The sequence below is a fragment of the Niveispirillum irakense DSM 11586 genome (assembly GCF_000429645.1).
Classification (GTDB): domain Bacteria; phylum Pseudomonadota; class Alphaproteobacteria; order Azospirillales; family Azospirillaceae; genus Niveispirillum; species Niveispirillum irakense.
On sequence record NZ_KE386933.1, the window covers coordinates 598355 to 620472 of the forward strand.

A 22118-nucleotide genomic window follows, 5' to 3' on the forward strand; every position below is an offset into this window, starting at 1 on the left:
GGGTTCCCAACAGCAGGACAAGGAGGATCAATGGCGGATGAAATGAACCGGGATGGTGGTGCGTCTGGCTCACCGGCTGAAAGCGCGCGCGCGCTGGCGACGGATACCATCATCGATCGGTTCGGCGGCGTCCGGCCGATGGCCGGCAAGCTGGGATTGCAGGTGGACGAGGTGCAGGGATGGCGCAAGCGTGGATTTATTCCCCAGCGCCATGCCGGTGATCTTGCCACTGCCGCCGCCGCCCACGGCATCGCCCTGACTTCTGTGGAAATCGACGCTGCCGTCCTGCGCGATGCCGACCTGTCTGAACAGGAACGGCGCGGTCTGGCGGAAATGGAAAAGGAATTGGCGGCCAAGCTGGAAAAGCCCGCCGACAAGGCCCAGGCCGCCCCGCCACCGCTTCCGCCGCCCCCGCCTGCTGCCGCAAGCGTCAAGCCAGCCGCCAGCACGACCGGTTCCGCCTCGACCAAGCCGGCCAGCCTGGCGCCGCCGCCGCGCAGCGGTGGCAAGGGGCTGGCCGGTACGGCCTTCATCCTCTCGCTGGCGGCATTGGGTGTGGCCGGTTATGGCCAATGGCAGATGATGCGGTCTGTGGCGCCCGCGCAGGAAGCACCGGCCCCGGTCGTGGATATAGAGCCCCTGCAAACCGAACTGGCCGCACAGAAAGCCGCGAATGCCAGCAACCGGGATGCGCTGGTCGCCCTGACGGCCCGGTTGGCCGCGCTGGAGGCACAGCCCACGCCCCCATCCCCCGCCCCGGAGATGGGGGAGGCGGCCCCAGCCATGCCGGCACCAGCCGCCCCGGATTCAGGCCCGGCTTTGCCCGACCTGGAGCCACTGCTGCAAGCCCAGCGCGATCTCGCGGCACGCCTGGACCGGCTGGAACAGGCCCCCGGCCAGGAGCCCGCGGATCTGGCCCCGGTAACCGAGCGGATCGCCGCGCTGGAGCAACAGGCAGGCGGCCTTTCCTCCCTTGCGGAAGGGCAGGTGGGGCTGCGGGAACAGATTCTGGCCCTGACGGAACGGGTCCAGGCGCTGGAGAGCCGGCGTCAGCAGGCGTCCGCCGGGGAAGGGCTGGTGGTGGCCATCGGCCGGCTGCATTCAGCCCTGGTTTCCGGCCGCCCGTATGAGCGGGAATTGCGGGCGGTGAAGGTCCTGGCTGCCGATCAGCCCGCGCTGCAGGCCGAACTGGCGCCGCTGGAGGCCTCGGCAGGCACAGGACTGACGGGCGATGTCGCCCTGCATCAGCAATTCCGGGATCTGGCGCCGGAAATTCTCCGGGCTGACCGTACCCGTAGCGACGCAAGCTGGACGGATCAGGCCTTGGGCCGCCTGTCCAGCATCATCACGGTACGCCGTGCCGATGGCGATGTGGCGGGGGACGGGGCCGATGCCCTGCTGGCCCGCGCCGAAGCCGCCCTGGCCAAGGGCGATATCGCCCAGGCCGTGGCCGAGGTGGGGCAGATGCAGGGGCCGGCGGCAACAGTTGCGGCCCCCTGGCTGGCCCAGGCGCAGGCCCGTGTCGCCGCTGATCAGGCCGCTTCCCGTCTGTCGGAACTGACCCTGTCCCGCCTGAGCGGTGGGGAGGAGCAGCCGCAATGAAGAAGTCGATCCTTTTCTTCATCAAGCTGGGCATCCTGGTTGCTGCCGCCGTCTGGCTGGCGCAGCAGCCGGGCCGGATGACGGTGGAATGGCTGGGCTATGTCATCGACCTGCCGGTGGCGCTGGCTTTCGCCATCATGCTGTTGATCATGGGCGTGGTGGCGCTGCTATACCGGTTCTGGCGGGCCGTGCGCGGTGGACCGCAGGCGATGGGCAGGCGCCGCGATGCCCGCAAGCGGGAACAGGGCTATCGGGCCTTGACCCAGGGCATGGTGGCGGTGGCGGCTGGCGACGCGGAAGCGGCGAAGCGCCATGCCGCGAAGGCCGAATCCCTGCTGGATGAGCCGCCGCTGACCCTGCTTCTCTCGGCCCAGGCGGCCCAGTTGCAGGGCGATGATGGTGCGGCCACCACCTATTTCAAGGCCATGCTGAACCGCAAGGAAACGGAACTGCTGGGCCTGCGCGGCCTGCTTAATCAGGCGATGCGCCGGGGTGACCGCGCGGCGGCGCTGGACTATGCCCGCCGCGCCCAGGCGCTGCACCCCAAGGCGCAATGGCCTGCCGCTGCCCTGGCCGAACTGGAAGCCGCCAGCGGCAACTGGCTGGAAGCGGACAGCGCCCTGGCCAGGGCCCAGAAGACCAAGGCCTTGGACAAGGACACCGCCCGCCATCGCCGGGCGGCCCTGCTGATCGAGGAAAGCCGGAGTGCCGCCGCGGCCGGCCGGCCGGAAGCAGCGCTTCAGGCCGCCCAATCGGCCTTCGATCTCGACCCCGCGCGGGTGCCGGCGGCGGCCCAGTTGGCCCGTCTGCGGGCGGCATCCGGCCAGCATGGCAAGGCGACAAAAGTGCTGGAACAGGCATGGCGGCTCGCCCCGCATCCCGATCTGGCCGCCGCCTGGGGCGAAACCGCGCCCAAGCAGCAGCCGTTGGATCTGGTGAAACGGTACGAGGCGCTGCTGGCCTTATCGCCGACCTCTGCCGATGCCCATCGCGGGTTGGCGGCGGCGGCCATCAAGGCGCGGCTGTGGGGTGTGGCCCGTAACCATCTGGATCAGGCCGTTGCAACCGATCCCACTGCCGCGACGTACCGGCTGCTGGCGGAACTGGCGCGGGCCGAACATGGGGAGGGACCGCAGGTCAGCGCGTGGCTGGCGCGTGTGGCGAGCGCCGATCCCGATCCCACCTGGATTTGCGGTAATTGCGGCGTCGCGCATGAGCAGTGGCATGCCGTCTGCTCTGCCTGTGGCAGCTTTGACAGCATCGCCTGGCGCAAGCCGGGTGCTGCCTTGCCGCCAGCGGCTTCCAGCCTGTAAAACGCCTGGGTAGCGCCCCGTCCTGCCCCCGTGCGGCGGGTCAGGGCGGGTGAGGGTGCCGGTGGGTACAGAGGGGGCCAGGCCCTGTCGGTGCCTTCCATCAAGGGGTCGCCATGCTGTTGCCTTTTTCCGGCGGGGTGGATGCCCTGTTGCTGTTGATCATCGCCATGATCCTGGATGCCTGCATCGGGGATGCGCGATGGCTGGCCCGTTTGCTTCCGGCACCGGCCACACTCTTCGCCACCATCACCGCACGGCTGGACCGGCGGTTGAACCGGATCGACCGCACCGATTCCACCCGGCGGCTGCGTGGGGCCCTGACGGCGCTGGGCCTGGTGGCGCTTGCTATTCTGTTGGGCTTGGCCCTGTCCTTTGTTGCGCGGTCTGTGCGGTTCGGGGCCGTGCTGGAACTGCTGGTGCTGTTCCGTGCCGTCACGCTGCGCTTGCCCTGGGCCGTGATGGGGCGCACGCTGGGTGCGCTGGAGGCCGGCAATCTGGAAGCGGCGCGCGATGCCGTGGCCCCTTTGACCGACCGCCAATGCTGGAGCCTGGATCACCATGGTGTTGTGCGCGCGGCGGTGGAGGGCATGGCCCTGCGCTTTGCCTGTGGGATGGTGGCCCCGGCTTTCTGGTACGCGCTGTTTGGCCTTGCCGGTCTGCTGGGCTGGGCGGCCATTGATGGGGTGGCCCGCATCATTGGCCATGATGTGCCACGCTTCCGCTATTTCGGTGCCGTCGCCCGGCAGTTACAGCGCATCGCCGGCTTTCCCGCCATGTTGCTGGCGGTCCTGGCGCTTTTGCTGGCCGCCAGCTTTGTTCCCCATGGCAAGGCGCTGGCCGGGGTGCGGGGGGTGAAGGCGGCGCGGCGCCACCCCTGGGGAACGATGGCGCTGCCTGTGGCAGCGGTCGCGGGTATCCTTGACCTCGCCCTTGGCGGTCCCCGCCGGGAAGGGGAGATGGTGGTCAAGGAACCGTGGATCGGCGATGGCCGGGCCCGGGCCCTGGCGCGCGACCTGCGCGTCGCCATGGCCCTTTACATCGTCGCGGCACTTATCATGGCGTGCCTTGTGATGGGCGCCGGTGTTGCGGTGCATTACCAATTATGGACTTAGAGCAGATCGCGGAAAAGCGGAATCGCTTTGGAGCGTGAATCTGCTCGCTGAACAAGGGCTTAGAGCCGTGTGCGTTTCCGATTAAACGCACACGGCTCTAGCGGCCGCGATGGGACATTTTACCAGCGGCCTTTAATCCCCCAGCGCCACCCCGTCACGCCTGGGATCGGCACCGCCCTGCCAGCCATCGGGTGACCAGCGGATGGCATGCAGGCCGCTATTGATTGTCTCCCGCTTCACCTGATGGCCCATGGCGGTCAGGGCGCTGGCCAACGCATCGGCGGCCGGCACGGCCTCTACTTGGGTGGCGCCGTTCCGGTTCAACAGGATGGGCAGGTTGATCGCCTGCTGCGGGTCCAGGTTCCAATCCAGCATGGCGACCAGGGCCTGGGCCACATACCCGATAATGGCGCTGCCGCCGGGAGAGCCGACAGCCACCACCGGACGGCCTTCGGCATCAAACACCACCATGGGTGACATGGAGGAGCGGGGGCGCCGGCCCGGTCCCGGCGCATTGGCGACCGTCGCCCCATCCTGGACGGGGATGAAGGAAAAATCGGTCAATTCATTGTTCAGCACCATGCCGCCTGCGATCAGGCCCGACCCGAAGGCGAATTCCACCGAACTGGTCATGGAAACCATGCGCCCCGCATCATCCACAATGGAGAGATGGGTGGTGGAAGGCATGTCCGGCCCCGTGCCCTGCCCATAATGCAAGGCGCCATGCCGGGTTGGGGGCGTGCCAGGGGCCACCTTGCCCGCGCTGGCCTGCGCGGGGTTGATGCTGGCGCCACGGTCAGCGATATAGCGCCTGTCCAGCAGGCCGCTGGTCGGAACGCTGACATGATCGGGGTCGCCGATCCAGGCCTCTCTATCCGCATGGGCGCGTCGGCTGGCCTCCATCAACAGGTGCCAGGCCTCCGGACTGTCCTTGCCCAGGTCCGCCATGTCGTGGGAGGACAGCATGCCCAAAATCTGCAAAACGGCGACGCCCCCGGCTGAGGGCGGCCCCATGCCACAGACGCGCCAGACGCGATAGGCGATGCAAACCCCCTCCCGCTCCACCGCGCGATAGGCGGCGAAATCCGCCATGGTGATGACCGGCGGGCCGTCCGGTCCGGCGGCAGCCGCCACACGGTCGGTGATGGCCTTGGCAATAGGGCCGCGATAGAAGGCTTCAGGACCCGCCTGGGCCAGCAGGCGCAGAGTGATGGCCTGTTCCTTCATGGGCAATACCTGGCCCAAAGAGGGCGGGCCGGCGCCGTCATTATAGTAGGTGCGGACCAGATCAGGATTATCGGCCAGGAACTTGCGCCATTCCGTCAGCACCTCCACCATGCGGGGCTGTGCTGGAACACCAGCCTCCGCCAGCCGGATCGCCGGTGCGAACAGGTCCGCCCAGGGCAATTTGCCATGCGCGGCATGGGCCTGCGCCATCATGGCGACCAGACCTGGCACCCCAACAGCGCGCCCCTTCTTCAAAGCATCGAAAAATTTCAGCGGTTGACCATCCGCCCCCAGGAAAAGGGTCGGCGTTACGCCCGCACCCGCCATTTCCCGGCCGTCATAGGTGGTGATGTGCCCGCCCGGCTCGGCCAGCACCATAAAGCTGCCGCCACCCAGGCCGGAAGATTGTGGCTCTACCAGCCCCAGGACAAGCTGTGTCGCGATGGCGGCATCCACTGCCGTGCCGCCGCGGCGCAACATTTCCCGCCCGGCTTCGACAGCCAGCGGATTGGCGGCAACCACCATATGGTGCTGTGCGGTGACAAGTGCCTTGGCCGCATGGGCCGACCCCGGCTCCGGGGCCTGCTGGGCCCAGCCGATGGAGGATGAAAACAGGAAGAAGGCGGCCATACCCGCCAGCAGACCCTGTTTCAAGCGGCAATACCTGGAGGGGGATGGCGCAAGGTTCGTCAGCATGGGCGGCCCGGTGCGGGGGAGGGGAATGGTTGACCCCTATCGTGACCCCGCGCGGCGCTGCGATGCAACAAAGGAACGGCAGGGAGTGGCATTTTTCCACTTCCCGAATCCGGCACGGAGACCAAACGCGCCGGCAGAGCAATGGTTACGACCGTATGAAAGTCGCAACGAATATGGGGGGCGCCGCCCGCCGGGGCAGCTCCCCCCATATCAACTTCAAGCACCTGTGACGCAGAGCCTCAGGTCAAAAAGTAAGACAAGGTTATTAGAGAACTTCAACCTTGTTGGCCTGCGGACCCTTCTGGCCCATGCTGGTGTGCAGGCGGACGCGCTGCTCAGGCGTGAGCGCGCGGACACCGGAGCGTTCCAGCGCGGTGATGTGGACGAAAACGTCCTTCCCACCACCATCGGGGGTCACAAAACCGAAGCCCTTGTCGGCGGAGAAGAACTTCACCACGCCTTCAATGGTTTCCGTCGGGCCGTTGTCGAACGAACGCACAGCGCGCGGAGCGCGCGGGGCATCGCCGTAACGGTCGCCACCGAAGCGGTCGCCGCCGAAACGGTCCCCACCGCCGAAGCGATCACCGCCGCCGAAGCCACCGGGGCTGCGGCGCGGAGCCTGGGCCGTCGAGGTGTCGACGCTCTGGATGGAAGCGACCTGCGGACCCTTCTGGCCCTGGGACAGATCGCAAACGATCGTCGTGCCATCGGCCAGGCTGTCATGGCCGACAGCCTGCACGACCGAGGCATGCAGGAAGGCATCGGGCGACCCATCGGAGAGGGTCACGAAGCCGAAGCCCTTCGTGGGGTTATACCATTTGACGGTGGCGTTGACGCCCCGGCGGGTGATCTGCGGGCTCTGCGGAGAACGGCGCTCGTACATGTGGTCTCGAACTCGACTGTCGAAAGTGTCAGGAACTTCACCGGTGGTCCGGCTGCAAGGACAGTACCCGTACCGGCAGCGAACGGGAACCAAAATCCCGTTTATACCGGCTGCCGAGCAGCCACCCCGAATTGAACACTACACCGTCTAACCATCAGATGCACTATCAAAGCCGCATCTTGCCACGGAAGGATGACAGGTCTCAGCGCCCCGTCACGCGGCTCACGCATGGCAGGATAAACATGTTTCCTGACATTCAGACCAACAGCTTACGAACAGGCACTAGGAATTGTGTGTACCGTTGCAACATGGGACTATTACGTGAAAATCCTGACTAAATCGTTAACCGTTGCCCATTCGCCACAGCAAGACTGTTTCGCGCGGCGCTCATAAGGGTTAAGCTCCCGTCCAACCTGGAAACAGCGGTGATTTTCCCGGAACCCGCATGGCTGCGCCCCCCGCCTCGGACGATATGGCAGATACGGCTCTCACTCTTAAGGACCGCTTCCTCGCCTGGTGGGAGGGCTATGACCTGTCCCATCGTCGTCGGTCTGCCGGCGTGGATGGCGGGCTGAGTGGCCATAGTGACAGCCATGAGGGCGGACAGGCTGGTGCCGCCGGCCGGCATACGAACCGGCGGGGAAAACCGCTCTGGAGCCCGACCCGAATCCAGGTTGTGGAGAAGATCTGGGGTGAGGGATTCTCGAGCCCTGGAGGGGAGGAGTTCATCCCCACCATTGTAAAGCCCCTTGGCCTGAACCCGGCGATGAGCGTGCTGGATATTGGCGCCGGCCTGGGTGGGGCCAGCCGGGTGATGGCGCAACAATATGGAACCTGGGTCACGGGCGTAGAGCCGAACCCGGTGCTGGCGGAAGCCGGCATGATGCGGTCGCAGAAAGCGGGCCTTGCCCGTCAGGCGCCGGTCCAGACCTGCGACATGGAGAATTTCTCCTGGACCAAGCGGGTTGATGCCGTCTTCTCCAAAGAAGCTTTTTATACGGTTCGCAACAAGGATGGGATGATCGACGCCATCGAGGCGGCGTTGAAGCCGCGCGGGCAATTGCTCTTTACGGATTATGTGATCGAGCGGGATCAGGTCCGGGGCCGGGATTATGATGGCTGGCTGGCGGCGGAGCCGGTGGAGCCCTGTCCCTGGACGGTGGAGCAATATGTGAGCGCGCTGGCCCAGCGGAATATCGAGCTGCGCATCGCAGAGGATAATTCCGACACCCAGCGCAGCCTGATCCTGAACGCGATCCAGAATCTGGTCCGCCACCTGGAAACCGTGTCGATGGAGCGGGAGACGAAACTGGCGGTGGTGGAGGAGGTGGAAATGTGGGCCCGCCGCGTCGCCGCCTTGTCATCGGGCCTGCGCTACTATCGATTCTATGCGATGAAACCCCCTGAACTGGCCTGAATCCAGGCCTGAGCGGACAGCAGACGGCCCCAGAGCCGGTGCAGACGGGGTTTGCGGCAATGCAGGGGGCGGGTTGGTTGACAGAACAGGGCGTAGCGACTATGTTCCGCGCCTCGCAAAGAATGCAGCCAGCGCCGAGCACCTAAATCATGAAGATCGTCAATTCGCTGAAGTCGATGAAGACCCGCCACAAGGCTTGCCGCGTCATCCGCCGCAAGGGCCGCGTCTACGTCATCAACAAGCTGAACCCGCGTTTCAAGGCTCGCCAGGGCTGATCAACCGGGTCGGGTTGGCCGGGATGTGTAAACATCCCGGTATGCTGAAACCGCGCCTCTTGGCGCGGTTTTCGCATTTCTGGGCTTCGCGTTCCGTGGCGGCTGTCAGGATTAGTCGGGCCGAAAGGCGATTGCTGAGCCCAGATGACTTCTACTGGCCATCTTTCACCGTCAACTCACCTTTTCAGGGGGACGGTGAAAGAGCAGGCTTTGGGATCAGACGTCCAGATCCTGGGCGAATTTCGCATTCTCGGTGATGAATTTGAACCGCAGTTCCGGCTTCCGGCCCATCAGGCTTTCCACCAGCCCCTTGGTCGCTTCCGCATCATCCTTCTGATCCGGGTCGCGCAGGTCCGGTACCACCACCCGCAGCAGCATGCGCTTCTGCGGGTCCATTGTGGTTTCCTTCAATTGGGCCGGGGGCATTTCACCCAGGCCCTTGAAGCGGCTGATCTCGATCTTGCCCTTCACATTCTTGAAGGTGGTGCGCATCAACTGGTCCTTATGCGCGTCGTCGCGCGCATATTGCACCTTGCCGCCGCCGGCGATGCGGTAGAGCGGGGGCAGGGCCAGATAGAGGTGTCCCTGCTGGATCAGGCCCGGCATCTCCCGATAGAAGAAGGTCATCAGCAGCGAGGCGATGTGCGCGCCGTCCACGTCGGCGTCGGTCATGATGATGACGCGCTCGTACCGCAGCTTGTCGACGCTGAAATCCTTGCCGGTGCCGCAGCCCAGCGCCTGGGCCAGATCGGCCAGTTCCTGATTGCCCCGCAGCTTGTCCACGCTGGCCGAGGCCACGTTCAGGATCTTACCGCGCAGGGGCAGAATGGCCTGGGTGTCGCGGCGGCGCGCCTGCTTGGCTGAACCGCCGGCCGAATCACCCTCGACGATGAAAATCTCGGTATCTTCCGCACTCTGGCGCGAACAATCGGCCAGCTTGCCGGGCAGGCGCAGGCGGCGGGTGGGCGTCTTGCGCGCCATCTCCTTCTGCGCCTTCTTGCGCGCCCGCTCATCCGCCTTTTCGATCAGCCGTTCGATCAGGGCCTTGGCCGCATCGGGGGACCCGGAAAGCCAATGGTCAAAATGGTCCTTGATGGCGGCATCGGTCAGCTTCTGCGCCTCCGCATTCACCAGCCGTTCCTTGGTCTGGCCCTGGAAATGCGGATCGCGGATGAAGACGGAGAGCAGCACCATGGCCCCTTCCATCACATCATCGGCAGTGATGGTGCCGGCGCGCTTATTGCCCAGCAGGTCGCCATAGCCCTTGATGGCGCGGGTCAGCGCCCCGCGCAGGCCCAACTCATGCGTGCCGCCCAGCGGCGTGGGGATGGTGTTGCAATAGGTGTGGCTGAAACCTTCGTCATCTTCCGGCCAAGCCACCGCCCATTCCACCCGCCCGGCATCACCGGGGAAATCCGCCTGCCCGGCGAACGGGTTGGGCGTCACGGTGGCGCGGCTTTTCAGGCTGCCGGTCAGATAATCCAGCAGGCCATTGGGGAAATGCAGCACCTCTGCCGCCGGCACCTCGCTGCCCGGCGGCAGCAGGGCCGGATCACAGCTCCAGCGGATTTCCACGCCACGGTAGAGATAGGCCTTGGAGCGGCAGAGCCGGTAAAGCCGTTCCGGCTTGAACTGGGCATCAGCGCCAAAAATCTCCGCATCCGGGTGGAAGCTGACCGTGGTGCCGCGCCGGTTCTGCACCGCCCCGCCACTGGCCAGCGGCCCCAGCGGCAAGCCGCGGGAAAAGCTCTGCACCCAAAGCTGACGGTCGCGCGCCACCTCCACATGCAGCCGGTCGGAGAGCGCGTTGACGACGGCAGAGCCGACGCCATGCAGACCGCCAGAGGTGGCATAGACCTTGCCGGAGAATTTGCCGCCGGAATGCAGGGTGGTGAAAATCACCTCCAGCGCGGATTTGCCGGGATACTTGGGATGTTCATCGGTGGGGATGCCGCGCCCATTGTCGCGCACCGTCACCGTGCCATCGGCGGCAAGGTCCAGTTCGATGCGGTTGGCGTGTCCCGCCACCGCCTCGTCCATGGCGTTGTCCAGCACCTCCGCCACCAGATGGTGCAGGGCGCGTTCATCGGTGCCGCCAATATACATGCCGGGGCGGCGGCGCACGGGTTCCAGCCCCTCCAGAACTTCGATGTCCTGGGCGGAATAGCTGTCCTGCTTGACGGCGGTATTCTGAAACAGATCGCTCATGCCCCATTATAGGGAGGGGGAACGCCAAGGTTCAAGGAGATGCAGTATCTCCGAACGATATATGCCACCATATTTTGTAGTTTGCCCTGGGAGGGCAGTGATGTCTGAGAAAACACCTGATTTTGAACGCGACGCCCCCACCTCACGAACCTTCGCGATGCCCAAGGATTTGAATGGCAATGGCGACGTGTTCGGCGGCTGGGTCATGTCGCAGATGGACCTTGCCGGCGCTGCCCCCGCCAACCGCCTTGCCCGTGGCCCCGTCGCCACGGTGGGCGTGGAGGCGATGAAGTTCCACCGCCCCGTCAGCGTGGGCGATGAGGTTAACTGCTACACGGAAGTCGAACGTATCGGCCGCACCTCCATCCGCGTACGGATTGATGTCTGGGTGCGCAAGATCGACGGTACGGCCTATAAGGTGACGGAAGGCGTCTTCACCTATGTCGCCATCGACAAGGATGGCCGCCCCCGTCCCGTGGTGCCGCAAGCCCAGACGGTGTGATGGACAGGGCCGGAACGGCCCCCCTCTTCCAGCGGGCTTCATGAATGAAAAAGGCCGGGGGTGTTGCCGCCCCCGGCCTTTTCCGTCAAAGACCCGAGGGTCTGCTTACTTCAGGCTGCCGCAGAAGCGCTGGATGCGCGTGCAGGCTTCTTCCAGCACTTCCGTGCTGGTGGCATAGGAGATGCGGAAGAAAGGCGACAGGCCGAAGGCGGCACCATGCACCACGGCCACGCCTTCGGCTTCCAGCAGCTCGGCGGCGAAATCCTCGTCCGTCTCGATCACCTTGCCGGTGGGGGCCGTCTTGCCGATGGTGCCAGCGCAGGACGGATAGACGTAGAAGGCGCCTTCCGGATTGGGGCAGTGCAGGCCGTTGGCCTGGTTCAGCATCGACACCACCAGATCGCGGCGCTTCTGGAACACGCCTGCGCGTTCCTTGATGAAGTCCTGCGGGCCGTTCAGCGCTTCCACGGCGGCGGCCTGGGAAATGCTGGTCGGGTTGCTGGTGGACTGGCTCTGGATCACGCCCATGGCCTTGATCAGCGCCTTGGGCCCAGCGGCATAGCCGATACGCCAGCCGGTCATCGAATAGGCTTTGGACACGCCATTGACCGTCAGCGTGCGGTCATAAAGGGCGGGCACCACCTGGGCGATGGTGGTGAACGTGAAATCATCATAGACCAGATGTTCATACATATCGTCGGTCATGATGTAGACATGGGCGTGGCGAAGCAGCACGTCGCCCAGGGCCTTCAGCTCATCCGCCGTGTAGGCAGCCCCCGTCGGGTTGGAGGGGCTGTTCAGGATCAGCCACTTGGTCTTGGGCGTGATGGCGGCTTCCAGATCGGCCGGCTGCAGCTTGAAGCCATTTTCGGCCGGGCAGGGGACGGAGACGGGCGTGCCTTCCGCCAGCAGCACCATATCCGGGTAAGACACCCAGTAGGGGGCGGGGATGATCACCTCGTCCCCTGCATTCAGGGTGGCCATCAGGGCATTGTACAGCACCTGCTTGCCGCCCACGCCCACGGTCACCTGATCCGGGGTGTAGGTCAGGCCGTTCTCGCGCGCGAACTTGGCGCAGATCGCCTTTTTCAGATCGGGCGTGCCGTCCACATCGGTGTAACGGGTCTGGCCCTGTTCGATGGCGCGGATACCGGCAGCCCGGATATTTTCCGGCGTGTCGAAGTCAGGTTCGCCAGCACCCAGGCCGATCACATCACGCCCGGCGGCTTTCAGCGCGCGGGCCTTGCTGGTCACCGCGATGGTCGGCGACGGCTTGATGCGGGACAGGCGGTCGGCAAGGAACGACATTTATTTTCCCCTGGTTGGGACGGTTTATGACCGGGCACGGACCTTAAAGCCCCCTGTCATTGCGCTTCAAGCACGCGATTGGGATGGGACGGGCGCGTTTTGGGCAAGGGTGGTTAAACCTACCCCTGTCACCACCCCGTGACAAAGGGGGGCGCTTTACGATATTTCCCAAAGCATGCTGACGGATATTGCCAATTCCCTGGGGATTTCAGTCGTCGATCTGGTCACCCTGACGGCGATCATGCTGGTGGTCATCACCTTGATGGCCACCTTCGCCCTGTCCATCCGGCCGCGCAAATACAAGAAGCTGTCCAGCCGGCAATATAATGCAGAGCTGTTCAAGCGCCGCATGGAGCTGGATGAGCTCTCCTATCCGCTGCTGAACGACATCACCATCGGCGGCACCAAATCCGGCGTCACACGCATCGACCATGTCATGCGCCTGCCGACCAGCATCCTGCTGATCATGTCGGGCCCCGCCGATGCCGTGGGCACGCCCCGCTGCAATCCGAATATGGGGCGGTGGCGCTATCTGCGGGCCGATCATTCGGTCGGGAGTATCGTGAACCCCGTGGTCCAGCTTCACCCGCTGATCAGCGCCATCCGGTCGCGATTCCCGCTGGTGCGGGTGCGGGTGCTGTGTGTTTTTCCCAACACGGTCAGTTTTGAAGGCCGCCCCCCGCGCAGTTGTGCCACGCCGGATGATCTGGTTCGCCAGATCAGGGAGATGGCGGCGGAGGATGGTGCAAGCAATCAGGCAATGGATGCGGCGTGGGAGAGTATTTCCCAGGCTTTGAAACAGAGCGCTGCCGAACAGGGCGGTAAAGCCAAGCGCCGATAGGGGTGGCCTGCGCAATTATCGTGAACAAAACCGGATCATCCCCCCTTCCACAAGCGGGTCGGGCGGCATAGATTACCGGCCATGAGCCAGAACCCGACCGAAGCTGCCGCCATGCCCGTCCCTCAGAACCCGTCCTGGCGGGTTATGCTGGAGGAACGTCCCTATCTGGAACCGCTGACCATCGTTTCAGAGTATACGCCTGCCGGCGACCAGCCGCGCGCCATCGGGGAACTGGTGCAGGGGCTGGAAAACGGTGATCGGGATCAGGTGCTGCTGGGCGTTACCGGGTCGGGCAAGACCTTCACCATGGCCCATGTCATCCAGAATTTGCAGAAGCCGACCCTGATCCTGGCGCCGAACAAGACGCTGGCGGCCCAGCTTTATGGGGAGATGAAGAGCTTTTTCCCCAATAACGCCGTGGAATATTTCGTCAGCTATTACGACTATTACCAGCCGGAAGCCTACGTCCCGCGCACCGATACCTATATTGAGAAGGAAAGCTCGATCAACGAGCAGATCGACCGCATGCGCCACGCCGCCACCCGCGCGCTGCTGGAGCGGCGGGATTGCATCATCGTCGCCTCGGTTTCCTGCATCTATGGTATCGGCTCGGTCGAAACCTACACGGAAATGACCGTACCGTTGCAGGTAGGGCAGCGGCTTGACCGACAGCAATTCCTGCAAAGGCTGGTGGAACTGCAATATCGCCGCACCGATCTTGGTTTCGGTCGCGGAACGTTCCGGGTGCGGGGCGATACGGTGGAACTGTTCCCCGCCCACTTGGAGGATCGCGCCTGGCGGCTGTCGCTGTTTGGCGATGAATTAGAGGCGATCCACGAAATTGACCCGCTGACGGGTGAAAAGCTCATCTCCATGAAAGAGGTGCGCATTTTCGCCAACAGCCACTATGTCACGCCCAAGCCGACGCTGTTCCAGGCAGTGGAACAGATCAAGCGCGACCTGAAGGTTCGGCTTGAGGAATTCATGGCGCAGGGCAAGCTGCTGGAGGCGCAGCGCCTGGAACAGCGGACTACTTTCGATATCGAAATGATGGTGGCTACCGGCTCCTGCGCCGGGATCGAGAATTATTCCCGCTACCTGTCGGGCCGTAATCCGGGGGAGCCGCCGCCGACCCTGTTTGAATATCTGCCCCAGGATGCGCTGCTGATCGTGGATGAGAGCCACGTCATGGTGCCGCAGATCGGCGGCATGTATCGCGGCGACTTTGTGCGTAAATCCACCCTGTCGGATTTTGGTTTCCGCCTGCCATCCTGCGCCGATAACCGCCCGCTGAAATTTGAGGAATGGGAGGCGATGCGGCCGCAGACGGTCTTCGTTTCCGCTACCCCCGGCGATTGGGAACTGGAGCGCACGGGCGGTGTGTTCGTGGAACAGGTGGTGCGCCCGACCGGTCTGGTCGATCCGGAAGTCATCATCCGCCCGACCGAAACCCAGGTCGATGATGTGATGGCGGAGGTGCGGGAGGTGGTCGCCAAGGGCCTGCGCGTCCTGGTCACCACCCTCACCAAGAAGATGGCGGAGGCGCTGACGGAATATATGATGGAGGCGGGCATCAAGGTTCGCTACATCCATTCCGATGTCGAAACGTTGGAGCGTATCGAGATCATCCGGGATTTGCGCCTGGGCGTGTTTGATGTGTTGATCGGCATCAACCTGCTGCGTGAGGGTCTGGACATTCCCGAATGTGGTCTTGTCGCCATCCTGGATGCCGACAAGGAAGGTTATCTGCGCTCCCGTACCAGCCTGATCCAGACCATCGGGCGCGCGGCGCGTAACGTGGAAGGCCGGGCCATCCTGTATGCTGACCGGGAAACCGGCAGCATGAAGGCCGCCCTGGAAGAGACGGCGCGCCGCCGGGCCAAGCAGTTGGAATATAATGCCGAACATGGCATCACGCCGGAATCGGTGAAGAAGAACATCGCCGACATCCTGGGCAGCGTCTATGAGCGCGGCGACCGGGTGGAGGTGGATGCCGGCGCTGCCGAGGGCATGGCCCTGGCCGGCAAGGACATCAAGACCATCATCGCCGAGCTGGAAAAGAAGATGCGCGCAGCGGCGGCGGACCTGGAATTCGAGGAAGCCGGCCGCATCCGCGACGAAATCCGCCGGCTGGAGGCAATCGATCTGGGGCTGGCCCCCGGCTCCACCCCCATCCGCGCCTCCGCCCAGGGCGAACGCCCCCGCAGCCCGGCCAAGCCAGAAAAGAAGGCGGGTGGCCGCACCAAAGGGGCAGCCAAGACCAAGGATGGCGGGTTGGAAGTGGGTGGAATCGAGTTTGGCGGCAAGAACACCAAGCGGCGGCGGTGATGTTTTTAAATATTCCTGTATTCCGGGTTGCTGGCGCCAGGAAACAAACCCAGTTCAAGTATGACGGCTGGGCGCGACGCTGAGGCTGAGGCCCATGGCCTTGACCAGTGCCATCAGGGTGCGGAGTTCCAGTCGCTCTCCTGTGCCGGACAGGGTACGATAAAGGCTGGTGCGGGCGATGCCGGCGCGTGATGCCACATCCGCAAGTCCTTGGGCGCGGGCAATGTCATTCAGCGCCGCTGCAACCAGGGCAGTATCGCCTTCTTCCAGCGCGACGCGGAGATGAGTGGCGATGGCTTCAGGGCTGTCAAGATGAGCGGCCCCATCCCAGTCAGACAGGGTGGCATCTGCAGCGGTGACCTTGGTCATGGTCTGTCCTTTCGATTCTGCGCCAGTGTGGCCGCCAGAGCGATGGCCGTTTCAATGTCCGCGCTTTGCGTTCGCTTGTCACCGCCGGCCAGCAGGATGGTGATGGCGCCATTGTCATGGCGGGTGAAATAGACCCGATAGCCAGGGCCATAGTCGATCCGTAGTTCCGAGATGCCGCCGCGCAGGGCCTTCGCGTCACCGGCATTGCCGCCTGCAAGGCGGCGAATGCGCATGACGATGCGGGACTGCGCCTCCTGGTCTCGCAGGTTGCGGAACCACTTAGCATAAAGTTCAGTTTGCTTGATCGTCGTCACAAGGGTGTTTGTAGTCTCACGGCGACAATTGATCAAGGAAATCTGTCGCCGCAAAGCGACGGTACGGCGTCTTTCGCGTTTGTGAATCAGATCGCTATATCAGGTCACATGGACAACCAATTTTGATACCCTTCTGCACCCGCCGGCAACGGCATATAAGGAACAGGAGAGCGGCAATGGCCCAGTTGAAGCGCACGGCGAAAGCGGTTTGGCATGGTACCGGCAAGGATGGCGATGGCACGCTCTCTACGCAGAGCGCCACGCTGAACAATGTGCCCTATTCCTTCGTCGCCCGGTTTGGTGATGGCAAGGGCACCAACCCGGAAGAGTTGATTGCCGCCGCCCATGCCGGCTGTTTTTCCATGCAACTGGCTTTCATGCTGACGGCGAACAATACGCCGGCCACGGAGATCCGCACCGGCGCGGTACTGATCATGGAAAGCGATGGGCCGGGCTGGAAGATTGCGGCCGTGGAACTGACGCTGGAAGCTGCGGTTCCCGGCATCACGCCGGATAAATTCGCCAGCATCGCGGCTGATGCAAAGGCCAACTGCCCCGTTTCGAAGGTTTTGAATGCGGAAGTGCGGCTTAAAGCCAATCTGGTCTGATGCTTTTAGAGGGGTGGGTGCCTTTCGCAGCCACCCCATTCTTTATTCGCAATACCTCCCCCGTTTCCACCCCTGTTGCCGTCTGTGGATCAGTCCACTTATGGTAGAGAAGGCCTGAAATCATGGCCTTCAACGGCAAGGGTATAATCATGCTGAAACAGTTCATGGGGGCTGTTCTGGTCTTGGCGTCGCTGGTAACCGGCGGCACGGCCTGGGCGGAGGGGAAGCAGAATTTCACATTGAAGAACCGCACCGGTTATACGGTTGCGGAGGTCTATGTTTCCCCCGCCAAGTCGGATGACTGGGAAGAGGATGTGATGGGTGGCGATGTGCTGGATAATGGTGAGAATGTCCATATCCAGTTCAGCCGCGCCGCGAAGAGCTGCATGTGGGACTTGAAGGTCGTCTATGATGATGAGGTGGAGGCCGAATGGGCGGGCTTCGATCTCTGCAAGGTCTCAACCATTTCCATTTTCTATGACCGCAAGAAGGATGAAACCTGGGCGGAATATGAATAATCCGTACTCTCTATTCAGAGACACGGACTAAAAAAGAAAAGGGCCGCCGGTATGAAAGCCGGCGGCCCTTATTTTAAGAATACAGCCCGATCAGAACTGATCGACCGGCATTTCCATCATGCTCTTGCCGCCAGCCATCAGGCTTTTGAAGCGGAAATCCACCTCCGGCAGCATCTTGTCCATGAAGAAGCGGGCGGTCTTGATCTTGGCGTCGTAGAAGCCTTCCTTGCCGTCCGCGTTTCCGGCGGCCAGCTTTTCTTGCGCCACCTTCACCATCTTCAGCCACATCCAGCCCAGGCTGACCAGGCCGAAGATACGCAGATAGTCGGTCGATGCCGCACCGGCTTCATCCGGCCGCACCATGCCCTTCTGGGCGGTGATGGCGGTTGCCTGCTGCAACTTGCCGAACGCCTTGGCCAGCGGCACGACGAATTCCAGCAGGGCCGCGTCTTCCTGGCTCTGTTCCAGTTCGGCCTGCATCGGGTGGAAGAAGCGGCGCAGCAGGCGGCCCATATTCTGCGGCATCTTGCGGCCCACCAGATCCAGGGCCTGGATGCCGTTGGTGCCTTCATAGATCATGGCGATGCGGGCATCGCGCACGAACTGTTCCATGCCCCATTCGCGGATATAGCCGTGACCGCCATACATCTGCTGGCTGTTGGTGGCGACCTCATAACCCATATCGGTGAAGTACGCCTTCACCACCGGGGTCAGCAGGGCCACGAAATCTTCCGCTTCCTGACGGACGGTTGGGTCCGGGTGCTTTTCATACAGGTCGATCATCATGCCGACCCAGTAACCCAGCGCGCGCGCGCCTTCGGAGAAAGCCTTGCCCTGCATCAGGTTCTTGCGCACATCGGGATGCACGATGATCGGGTCGGCGGCCTTTTCCGGTGCCTTGGTGCCGGACAGCGAGCGGCCCTGGATGCGGTCCTTGGCATAGACAACGGCGTTCTGATAGGCGACGGCACCGATGCCCAGACCCTGCATGCCCACGCCCAGGCGGGCAGTGTTCATCATGGTGAACATGGCGCGCATGCCCTTGTGCGGCTCGCCCACCAGCCAACCCTTGGCATCGTCGAAATTCATCACGCAGGTGGCGTTGGCCATGATGCCCATCTTGTGCTCGATGGAACCGCACATCACGCCATTGCGCACGCCGGGTTCGTTATCCTCATTCGGCAGGAATTTCGGCACCAGGAACAAGGAGATACCCTTAATGCCCGGCGGGCCGTCCGGCAGCTTGGCCAGCACCAGATGGATGATATTGTTGGTCAGGTCATGTTCCCCGGCGGAGATGAAAATCTTCGTGCCGGTGATGTTGTAGCTGCCATCCTCATTGGGGGTGGCGCGAGTCTTCAACAGGCCCAGATCGGTGCCACAATGCGGTTCCGTCAGGCACATGGTGCCGGACCATTCACCGCTGACCATCTTGGGCAGGTACCGTTCCTTCAACTCATCATTGGCGTGGGCTTTGATGGCGTTCATCGCCCCCTGGGTCAGGCCCGGATACATGGCAAAGGCCATATTGGCGGAGCAGAGAAGCTCCTCCAGCACCACGCCCACGGTGTGGGGCAGGCCCTGGCCACCATAGGCGGGGTCGAAGGCCATGCCCTGCCAGCCGCCTTCGACATATTTGTCATAGGCTGCCTTGAAGCCCTTGGGCGTGCGGACGACGCCATTCTCGTAATGGCAGCCTTCCTCGTGGCCGGACAGGTTGATCGGCTGCAGCTCGTTCTCGCACAGCTTGGCGGCTTCCTCGATCACCGACTGGATCAGGTCGGGGGTCGCATCCTCATAGCCCGGCAGATTTGCCAGGGATTGCGCGTTCAGCACGTCGTTGAGGACGAAATTGATGTCTTCCAGCGGGGCCTTGTAGACGGGCATCTGAATTCTCCGTGTGAACCGCTACCGCGGCAGACCCGCACCCCCTGACACGCCCGGCACCGATGTTGGGATTCTCGGCTTCAGACGGGAAAGAAGATGGGGCACCTCGGGGCGTCGATAGGGTGGACGGAAGGGGGGAATTATGAAGGTACTAACTTCACCCAATTCTGCCTTCCCCGCGAAAGCGGGGAACCAGGGGCCGCAGGCACCGAACCTTGATCCCTTGACCCTTGACCCCCGCTTTCGCGGGGGAGGCAATGAAGCGATCGTGTCTACGTCAGTGCTCTAAGGACGAACCGTTTGGTGATGGCGGGGCCAGCTTGCGCCGGCCCCACCCCTCACCCTCAATTCCGCAGCGGCTTGCCGGTTTCCAGCATATGCTCGATGCGGTTGATGGTGCCCGTCGTCTTGGTCAATTCCAGGAAGGCTTCCCGTTCCATGTCCAGCAACTGGTCCTCGTTCATCACAACCGTGATGTCCGTGTTGCCGCCGGACAGGATATGGCCGACCTTCTTGGAGACCACCACGTCATAGGGCGTGGCCTTGCCCTGCTGCGCGAAGCCATCCACTGCCAGATCGAAGGCCGCCTTGGCCGTAGGGCCGGGCAGGCGGATTTCCGGGGCGGTCGGGGGCGTGTAATCCGCCGCCATTTCCAGCGCCTTCGCCTTGGCATCGGCCAGCAGCCGATCCTTGTTGAAGGTGATGCCGTCGGTCGGCTTCAGGATCAGCATATCCTTGGCCTCAAAGGCGGACTTGGCCACCTTGGCGGTGCTGATCGCCTCAAACGCCGCGGACAAGGCCGGCATCGGCCCGCCCGGACGCTTCTTGTTGGCCAGATGGCGCACCACCATTTCCTTGCAGCCGCCCCAGCCGGGCACGACACCGACGCCCACTTCCACCAGACCGGTATAGGTTTCGGCATGGGCCTGCACGGCGGAGCTGTGCAGCAGGATTTCGCACCCGCCACCCAGTGCCATGCCCGACGGGGCCGAGACGGTGGGGAAGGGGGCGTATTTCAGCGCCTTGTAGGTCTGCTGGCCTTCCGCAATCATCGCCTCAATCTGCGGATAGAGGCCGATATTGATGGCGAACAGGGCCAGGCCCAGATTGGCACCGACGGAGAAGTTCGGTGCCTCATTATGCACGACCAGCGCCTTGTACGGGCCGGACTTGCCGTCGCCGATAATGCCGATGGCCTTGCGGATCAGGTTCATGATGTCCTGGTCCAGCGCGTTCATCTTGCTGGTGAATTCCAGGCACAGCACGCCGTCGCCAATATCCCACAGGCTGGCGGAACCATTCTTGGCCACCGGCTTGGAGCCACGCTTGATATCGGTCAGCAACAGCACGCCGTCCGGGCGCTTCACCTCGGCATACTCGCCGCTGGTGGTCAGGAACAGCAGCTTGGCGCCATCCACCTTGTAAAAGGGCCGGCCAGCGGCGACTTCCACCATGTGGGGAACCTTTTTGCCTTCCGCCTTCAGCTTCTCGGCAAACCAGCCGGTGCCCAGCTGGTCGATCATCTCGAACGGGCCAGCCTTCCAGTTATAGCCCAGCCGCATCGCCTCATCGACAGCGGTGATCTGCTCGGCAATCTGCGGCACCAGATCGGCAGCGTAGGAGAGCGCCTGCGACAGTACCCGCCAGGCATAGGCCCCGCCCTGGTCCGCCGTTTCCACCAGGGCCTTCAGCCCCTTGGCGGAGGCCGACGCCAGCGATGCCTTTTCCGACGCGCGATACACGCCCGTCGTCAGGTCGATGGCTTCCTTGGTGCGGCGACCGTCGGCAGCCTTGGTCTGGCGATAGAAGCCGCCCTTGCCCTTGCGCCCGGTATAGCCTTCGCTGATCATCTTGGTGATCATCGGGCTGTCACGGTGGATGCGGCGGTAATCATCATCCGCCGGCAGGGTGGCTAGCAGCGACTTGGAAATCAGCGGCATCAGGTCCAGGCCGACCAGATCAATCAGGCCGAAGGTGCCGGTCTTGGGGATGCCCATGGGGCGACCGGTGATGGCGTCCGCCTCTTCCACCGTCAACCCGCCATCCATCGCCTCATTCACGGCAACGGCCATGAAATAGGTGCCGATACGGTTGGCGATGAAGCCCGGCGTGTCCTTGCACTCTACCACGCCCTTGCCCAGCACCTTGTCGCAGAAGACGCTAACCGTCTCAAAGGCATCCTGACGGGTCTTCGGACCCTTCACCACTTCCAGCAGGCGCATGTAACGCGGCGGGTTGAAGAAGTGGGTGATACAGAAATCAGCGGCAAACCGTTCGGTCTGGCCCTGCAACAGGATGTTCAGCGGAATGGTGGAGGTGTTGGAAGAGACGATGGAACCGTCTTTCCGCACCTTTTCCAGCTTGGCATAAAGGTCGTGCTTGATGGCCGGGTTTTCCAGCACGGCCTCGACGATCCAATCCACATCGGCCAGCTTTTCCAGGTCATCCTCGATATTGCCGGGGGTGACGAGGCTGGCCGCCTTCCTGTGCATGAAGGGGGCAGGGTCGGTCTTCTGCATCTTCTCGATGGCGCCCTTGGCGATCACCGAGCGGTCGCCGCCATTATCCTTCACGGATTGCGGCACGATATCCAGCAGATAGACCGGGATGCCGGCATTGGCGATATGGGCGGCGATGCCGCTGCCCATCACGCCCGCGCCGATGACGGCGGCTTTCTTGATTGTCATGGTTGCTCCTCCCGTCCGGCCCG

The 22118-nt window shown here is 63.3% G+C and carries 18 protein-coding genes; 10 read left to right on the forward strand and 8 right to left on the reverse strand.

Going from position 1 to position 22118, the window contains the following annotated elements; all coding sequences use genetic code 11:
* Positions 1 to 30 precede the first annotated feature (30 nt).
* The 3 genes from G473_RS0116815 (at position 31) to G473_RS0116825 (ending at position 4027) form a co-directional block, all read left to right on the forward strand.
* A complete protein-coding gene (locus G473_RS0116815; protein WP_029014067.1) occupies positions 31 to 1602 on the forward strand; it encodes a COG4223 family protein in 1572 nt (523 codons plus the stop codon).
* Positions 1599 to 2915: a heme biosynthesis protein HemY gene (locus tag G473_RS0116820; RefSeq protein WP_029014068.1), complete on the forward strand. Its 1317-nt coding sequence runs from the start codon at positions 1599 to 1601 to the stop codon at positions 2913 to 2915. Before G473_RS0116815 ends, G473_RS0116820 begins: the two co-directional genes overlap by 4 nt.
* A gap of 113 nt (positions 2916 to 3028) precedes the next feature.
* A complete protein-coding gene (locus G473_RS0116825; RefSeq protein WP_029014069.1) occupies positions 3029 to 4027 on the forward strand; it encodes a cobalamin biosynthesis protein CobD/CbiB in 999 nt (332 codons plus the stop codon).
* A gap of 132 nt (positions 4028 to 4159) precedes the next feature.
* Here the strand turns inward: G473_RS0116825 and ggt are convergent, their stop codons facing one another.
* Together ggt and G473_RS0116835 are read right to left on the reverse strand one after the other, a co-directional pair.
* Positions 4160 to 5908: a gamma-glutamyltransferase gene (ggt, locus tag G473_RS0116830; RefSeq protein WP_029014070.1), complete on the reverse strand. Its 1749-nt coding sequence runs from the start codon at positions 5906 to 5908 to the stop codon at positions 4160 to 4162.
* A gap of 307 nt (positions 5909 to 6215) precedes the next feature.
* A complete protein-coding gene (locus G473_RS0116835; RefSeq protein WP_029014071.1) occupies positions 6216 to 6833 on the reverse strand; it encodes a cold-shock protein in 618 nt (205 codons plus the stop codon).
* Between the two features lie 445 nt (positions 6834 to 7278).
* Here G473_RS0116835 and G473_RS0116840 point away from each other — a divergent pair, with 445 nt between their 5' ends.
* The gene (locus G473_RS0116840; RefSeq protein ID WP_029014072.1) at positions 7279 to 8250 is read left to right on the forward strand and encodes an SAM-dependent methyltransferase; all 972 of its coding nucleotides are present in this window, start codon (positions 7279 to 7281) and stop codon (positions 8248 to 8250) included.
* A 149-nt stretch (positions 8251 to 8399) separates the two neighbouring features.
* Entirely contained in the window at positions 8400 to 8525 is a 126-nt protein-coding gene (gene ykgO, locus G473_RS0116845; RefSeq protein ID WP_029014073.1) for a type B 50S ribosomal protein L36, read from the forward strand.
* Positions 8526 to 8741: 216 nt separating this feature from the next.
* Here the strand turns inward: ykgO and parE are convergent, their stop codons facing one another.
* Positions 8742 to 10733: a DNA topoisomerase IV subunit B gene (gene parE / locus G473_RS0116850; RefSeq protein ID WP_029014074.1), complete on the reverse strand. Its 1992-nt coding sequence runs from the start codon at positions 10731 to 10733 to the stop codon at positions 8742 to 8744.
* A 100-nt stretch (positions 10734 to 10833) separates the two neighbouring features.
* On the opposite strand from parE, the gene G473_RS0116855 reads away from it, so the two are divergent.
* A complete protein-coding gene (locus tag G473_RS0116855; RefSeq protein ID WP_029014075.1) occupies positions 10834 to 11235 on the forward strand; it encodes an acyl-CoA thioesterase in 402 nt (133 codons plus the stop codon).
* Positions 11236 to 11340: 105 nt separating this feature from the next.
* On the opposite strand, the gene G473_RS0116860 is transcribed toward G473_RS0116855, so the two are convergent.
* Positions 11341 to 12543: a pyridoxal phosphate-dependent aminotransferase gene (locus G473_RS0116860; RefSeq protein ID WP_029014076.1), complete on the reverse strand. Its 1203-nt coding sequence runs from the start codon at positions 12541 to 12543 to the stop codon at positions 11341 to 11343.
* A gap of 175 nt (positions 12544 to 12718) precedes the next feature.
* On the opposite strand from G473_RS0116860, the gene G473_RS0116865 reads away from it, so the two are divergent.
* Both G473_RS0116865 and uvrB read left to right on the forward strand, forming a co-directional pair.
* Positions 12719 to 13384, forward strand: a complete 666-nt coding sequence (locus G473_RS0116865) for a nuclease-related domain-containing protein (protein ID WP_029014077.1) — start codon at positions 12719 to 12721, stop codon at positions 13382 to 13384.
* A 144-nt stretch (positions 13385 to 13528) separates the two neighbouring features.
* Complete coding sequence (gene uvrB / locus G473_RS27420) at positions 13529 to 15712, forward strand: excinuclease ABC subunit UvrB (protein ID WP_051330464.1); 2184 nt, start codon at positions 13529 to 13531, stop codon at positions 15710 to 15712.
* Between the two features lie 54 nt (positions 15713 to 15766).
* Here uvrB and G473_RS0116875 read toward each other — a convergent pair whose 3' ends face one another.
* Both G473_RS0116875 and G473_RS27425 read right to left on the reverse strand, forming a co-directional pair.
* Complete coding sequence (locus tag G473_RS0116875; protein ID WP_035707563.1) at positions 15767 to 16081, reverse strand: addiction module antidote protein; 315 nt, start codon at positions 16079 to 16081, stop codon at positions 15767 to 15769.
* On the reverse strand, positions 16078 to 16395 hold the full coding sequence (locus tag G473_RS27425) for a type II toxin-antitoxin system RelE/ParE family toxin (RefSeq protein WP_051330368.1): 318 nt from the start codon (positions 16393 to 16395) through the stop codon (positions 16078 to 16080). Before G473_RS27425 ends, G473_RS0116875 begins: the two co-directional genes overlap by 4 nt.
* Positions 16396 to 16571: 176 nt before the next feature.
* Here G473_RS27425 and G473_RS0116885 point away from each other — a divergent pair, with 176 nt between their 5' ends.
* Positions 16572 to 17003, forward strand: a complete 432-nt coding sequence (locus tag G473_RS0116885; RefSeq protein ID WP_210163341.1) for an OsmC family protein — start codon at positions 16572 to 16574, stop codon at positions 17001 to 17003.
* 149 nt (positions 17004 to 17152) lie between these two features.
* A complete protein-coding gene (locus G473_RS0116890; protein ID WP_029014080.1) occupies positions 17153 to 17521 on the forward strand; it encodes a hypothetical protein in 369 nt (122 codons plus the stop codon).
* 90 nt (positions 17522 to 17611) lie between these two features.
* Here the strand turns inward: G473_RS0116890 and G473_RS0116895 are convergent, their stop codons facing one another.
* Entirely contained in the window at positions 17612 to 19408 is a 1797-nt protein-coding gene (locus G473_RS0116895; protein WP_029014081.1) for an acyl-CoA dehydrogenase C-terminal domain-containing protein, read from the reverse strand.
* A 344-nt stretch (positions 19409 to 19752) separates the two neighbouring features.
* Positions 19753 to 22095: a 3-hydroxyacyl-CoA dehydrogenase/enoyl-CoA hydratase family protein gene (locus tag G473_RS0116900; protein WP_029014082.1), complete on the reverse strand. Its 2343-nt coding sequence runs from the start codon at positions 22093 to 22095 to the stop codon at positions 19753 to 19755.
* Positions 22096 to 22118 lie beyond the last annotated feature (23 nt).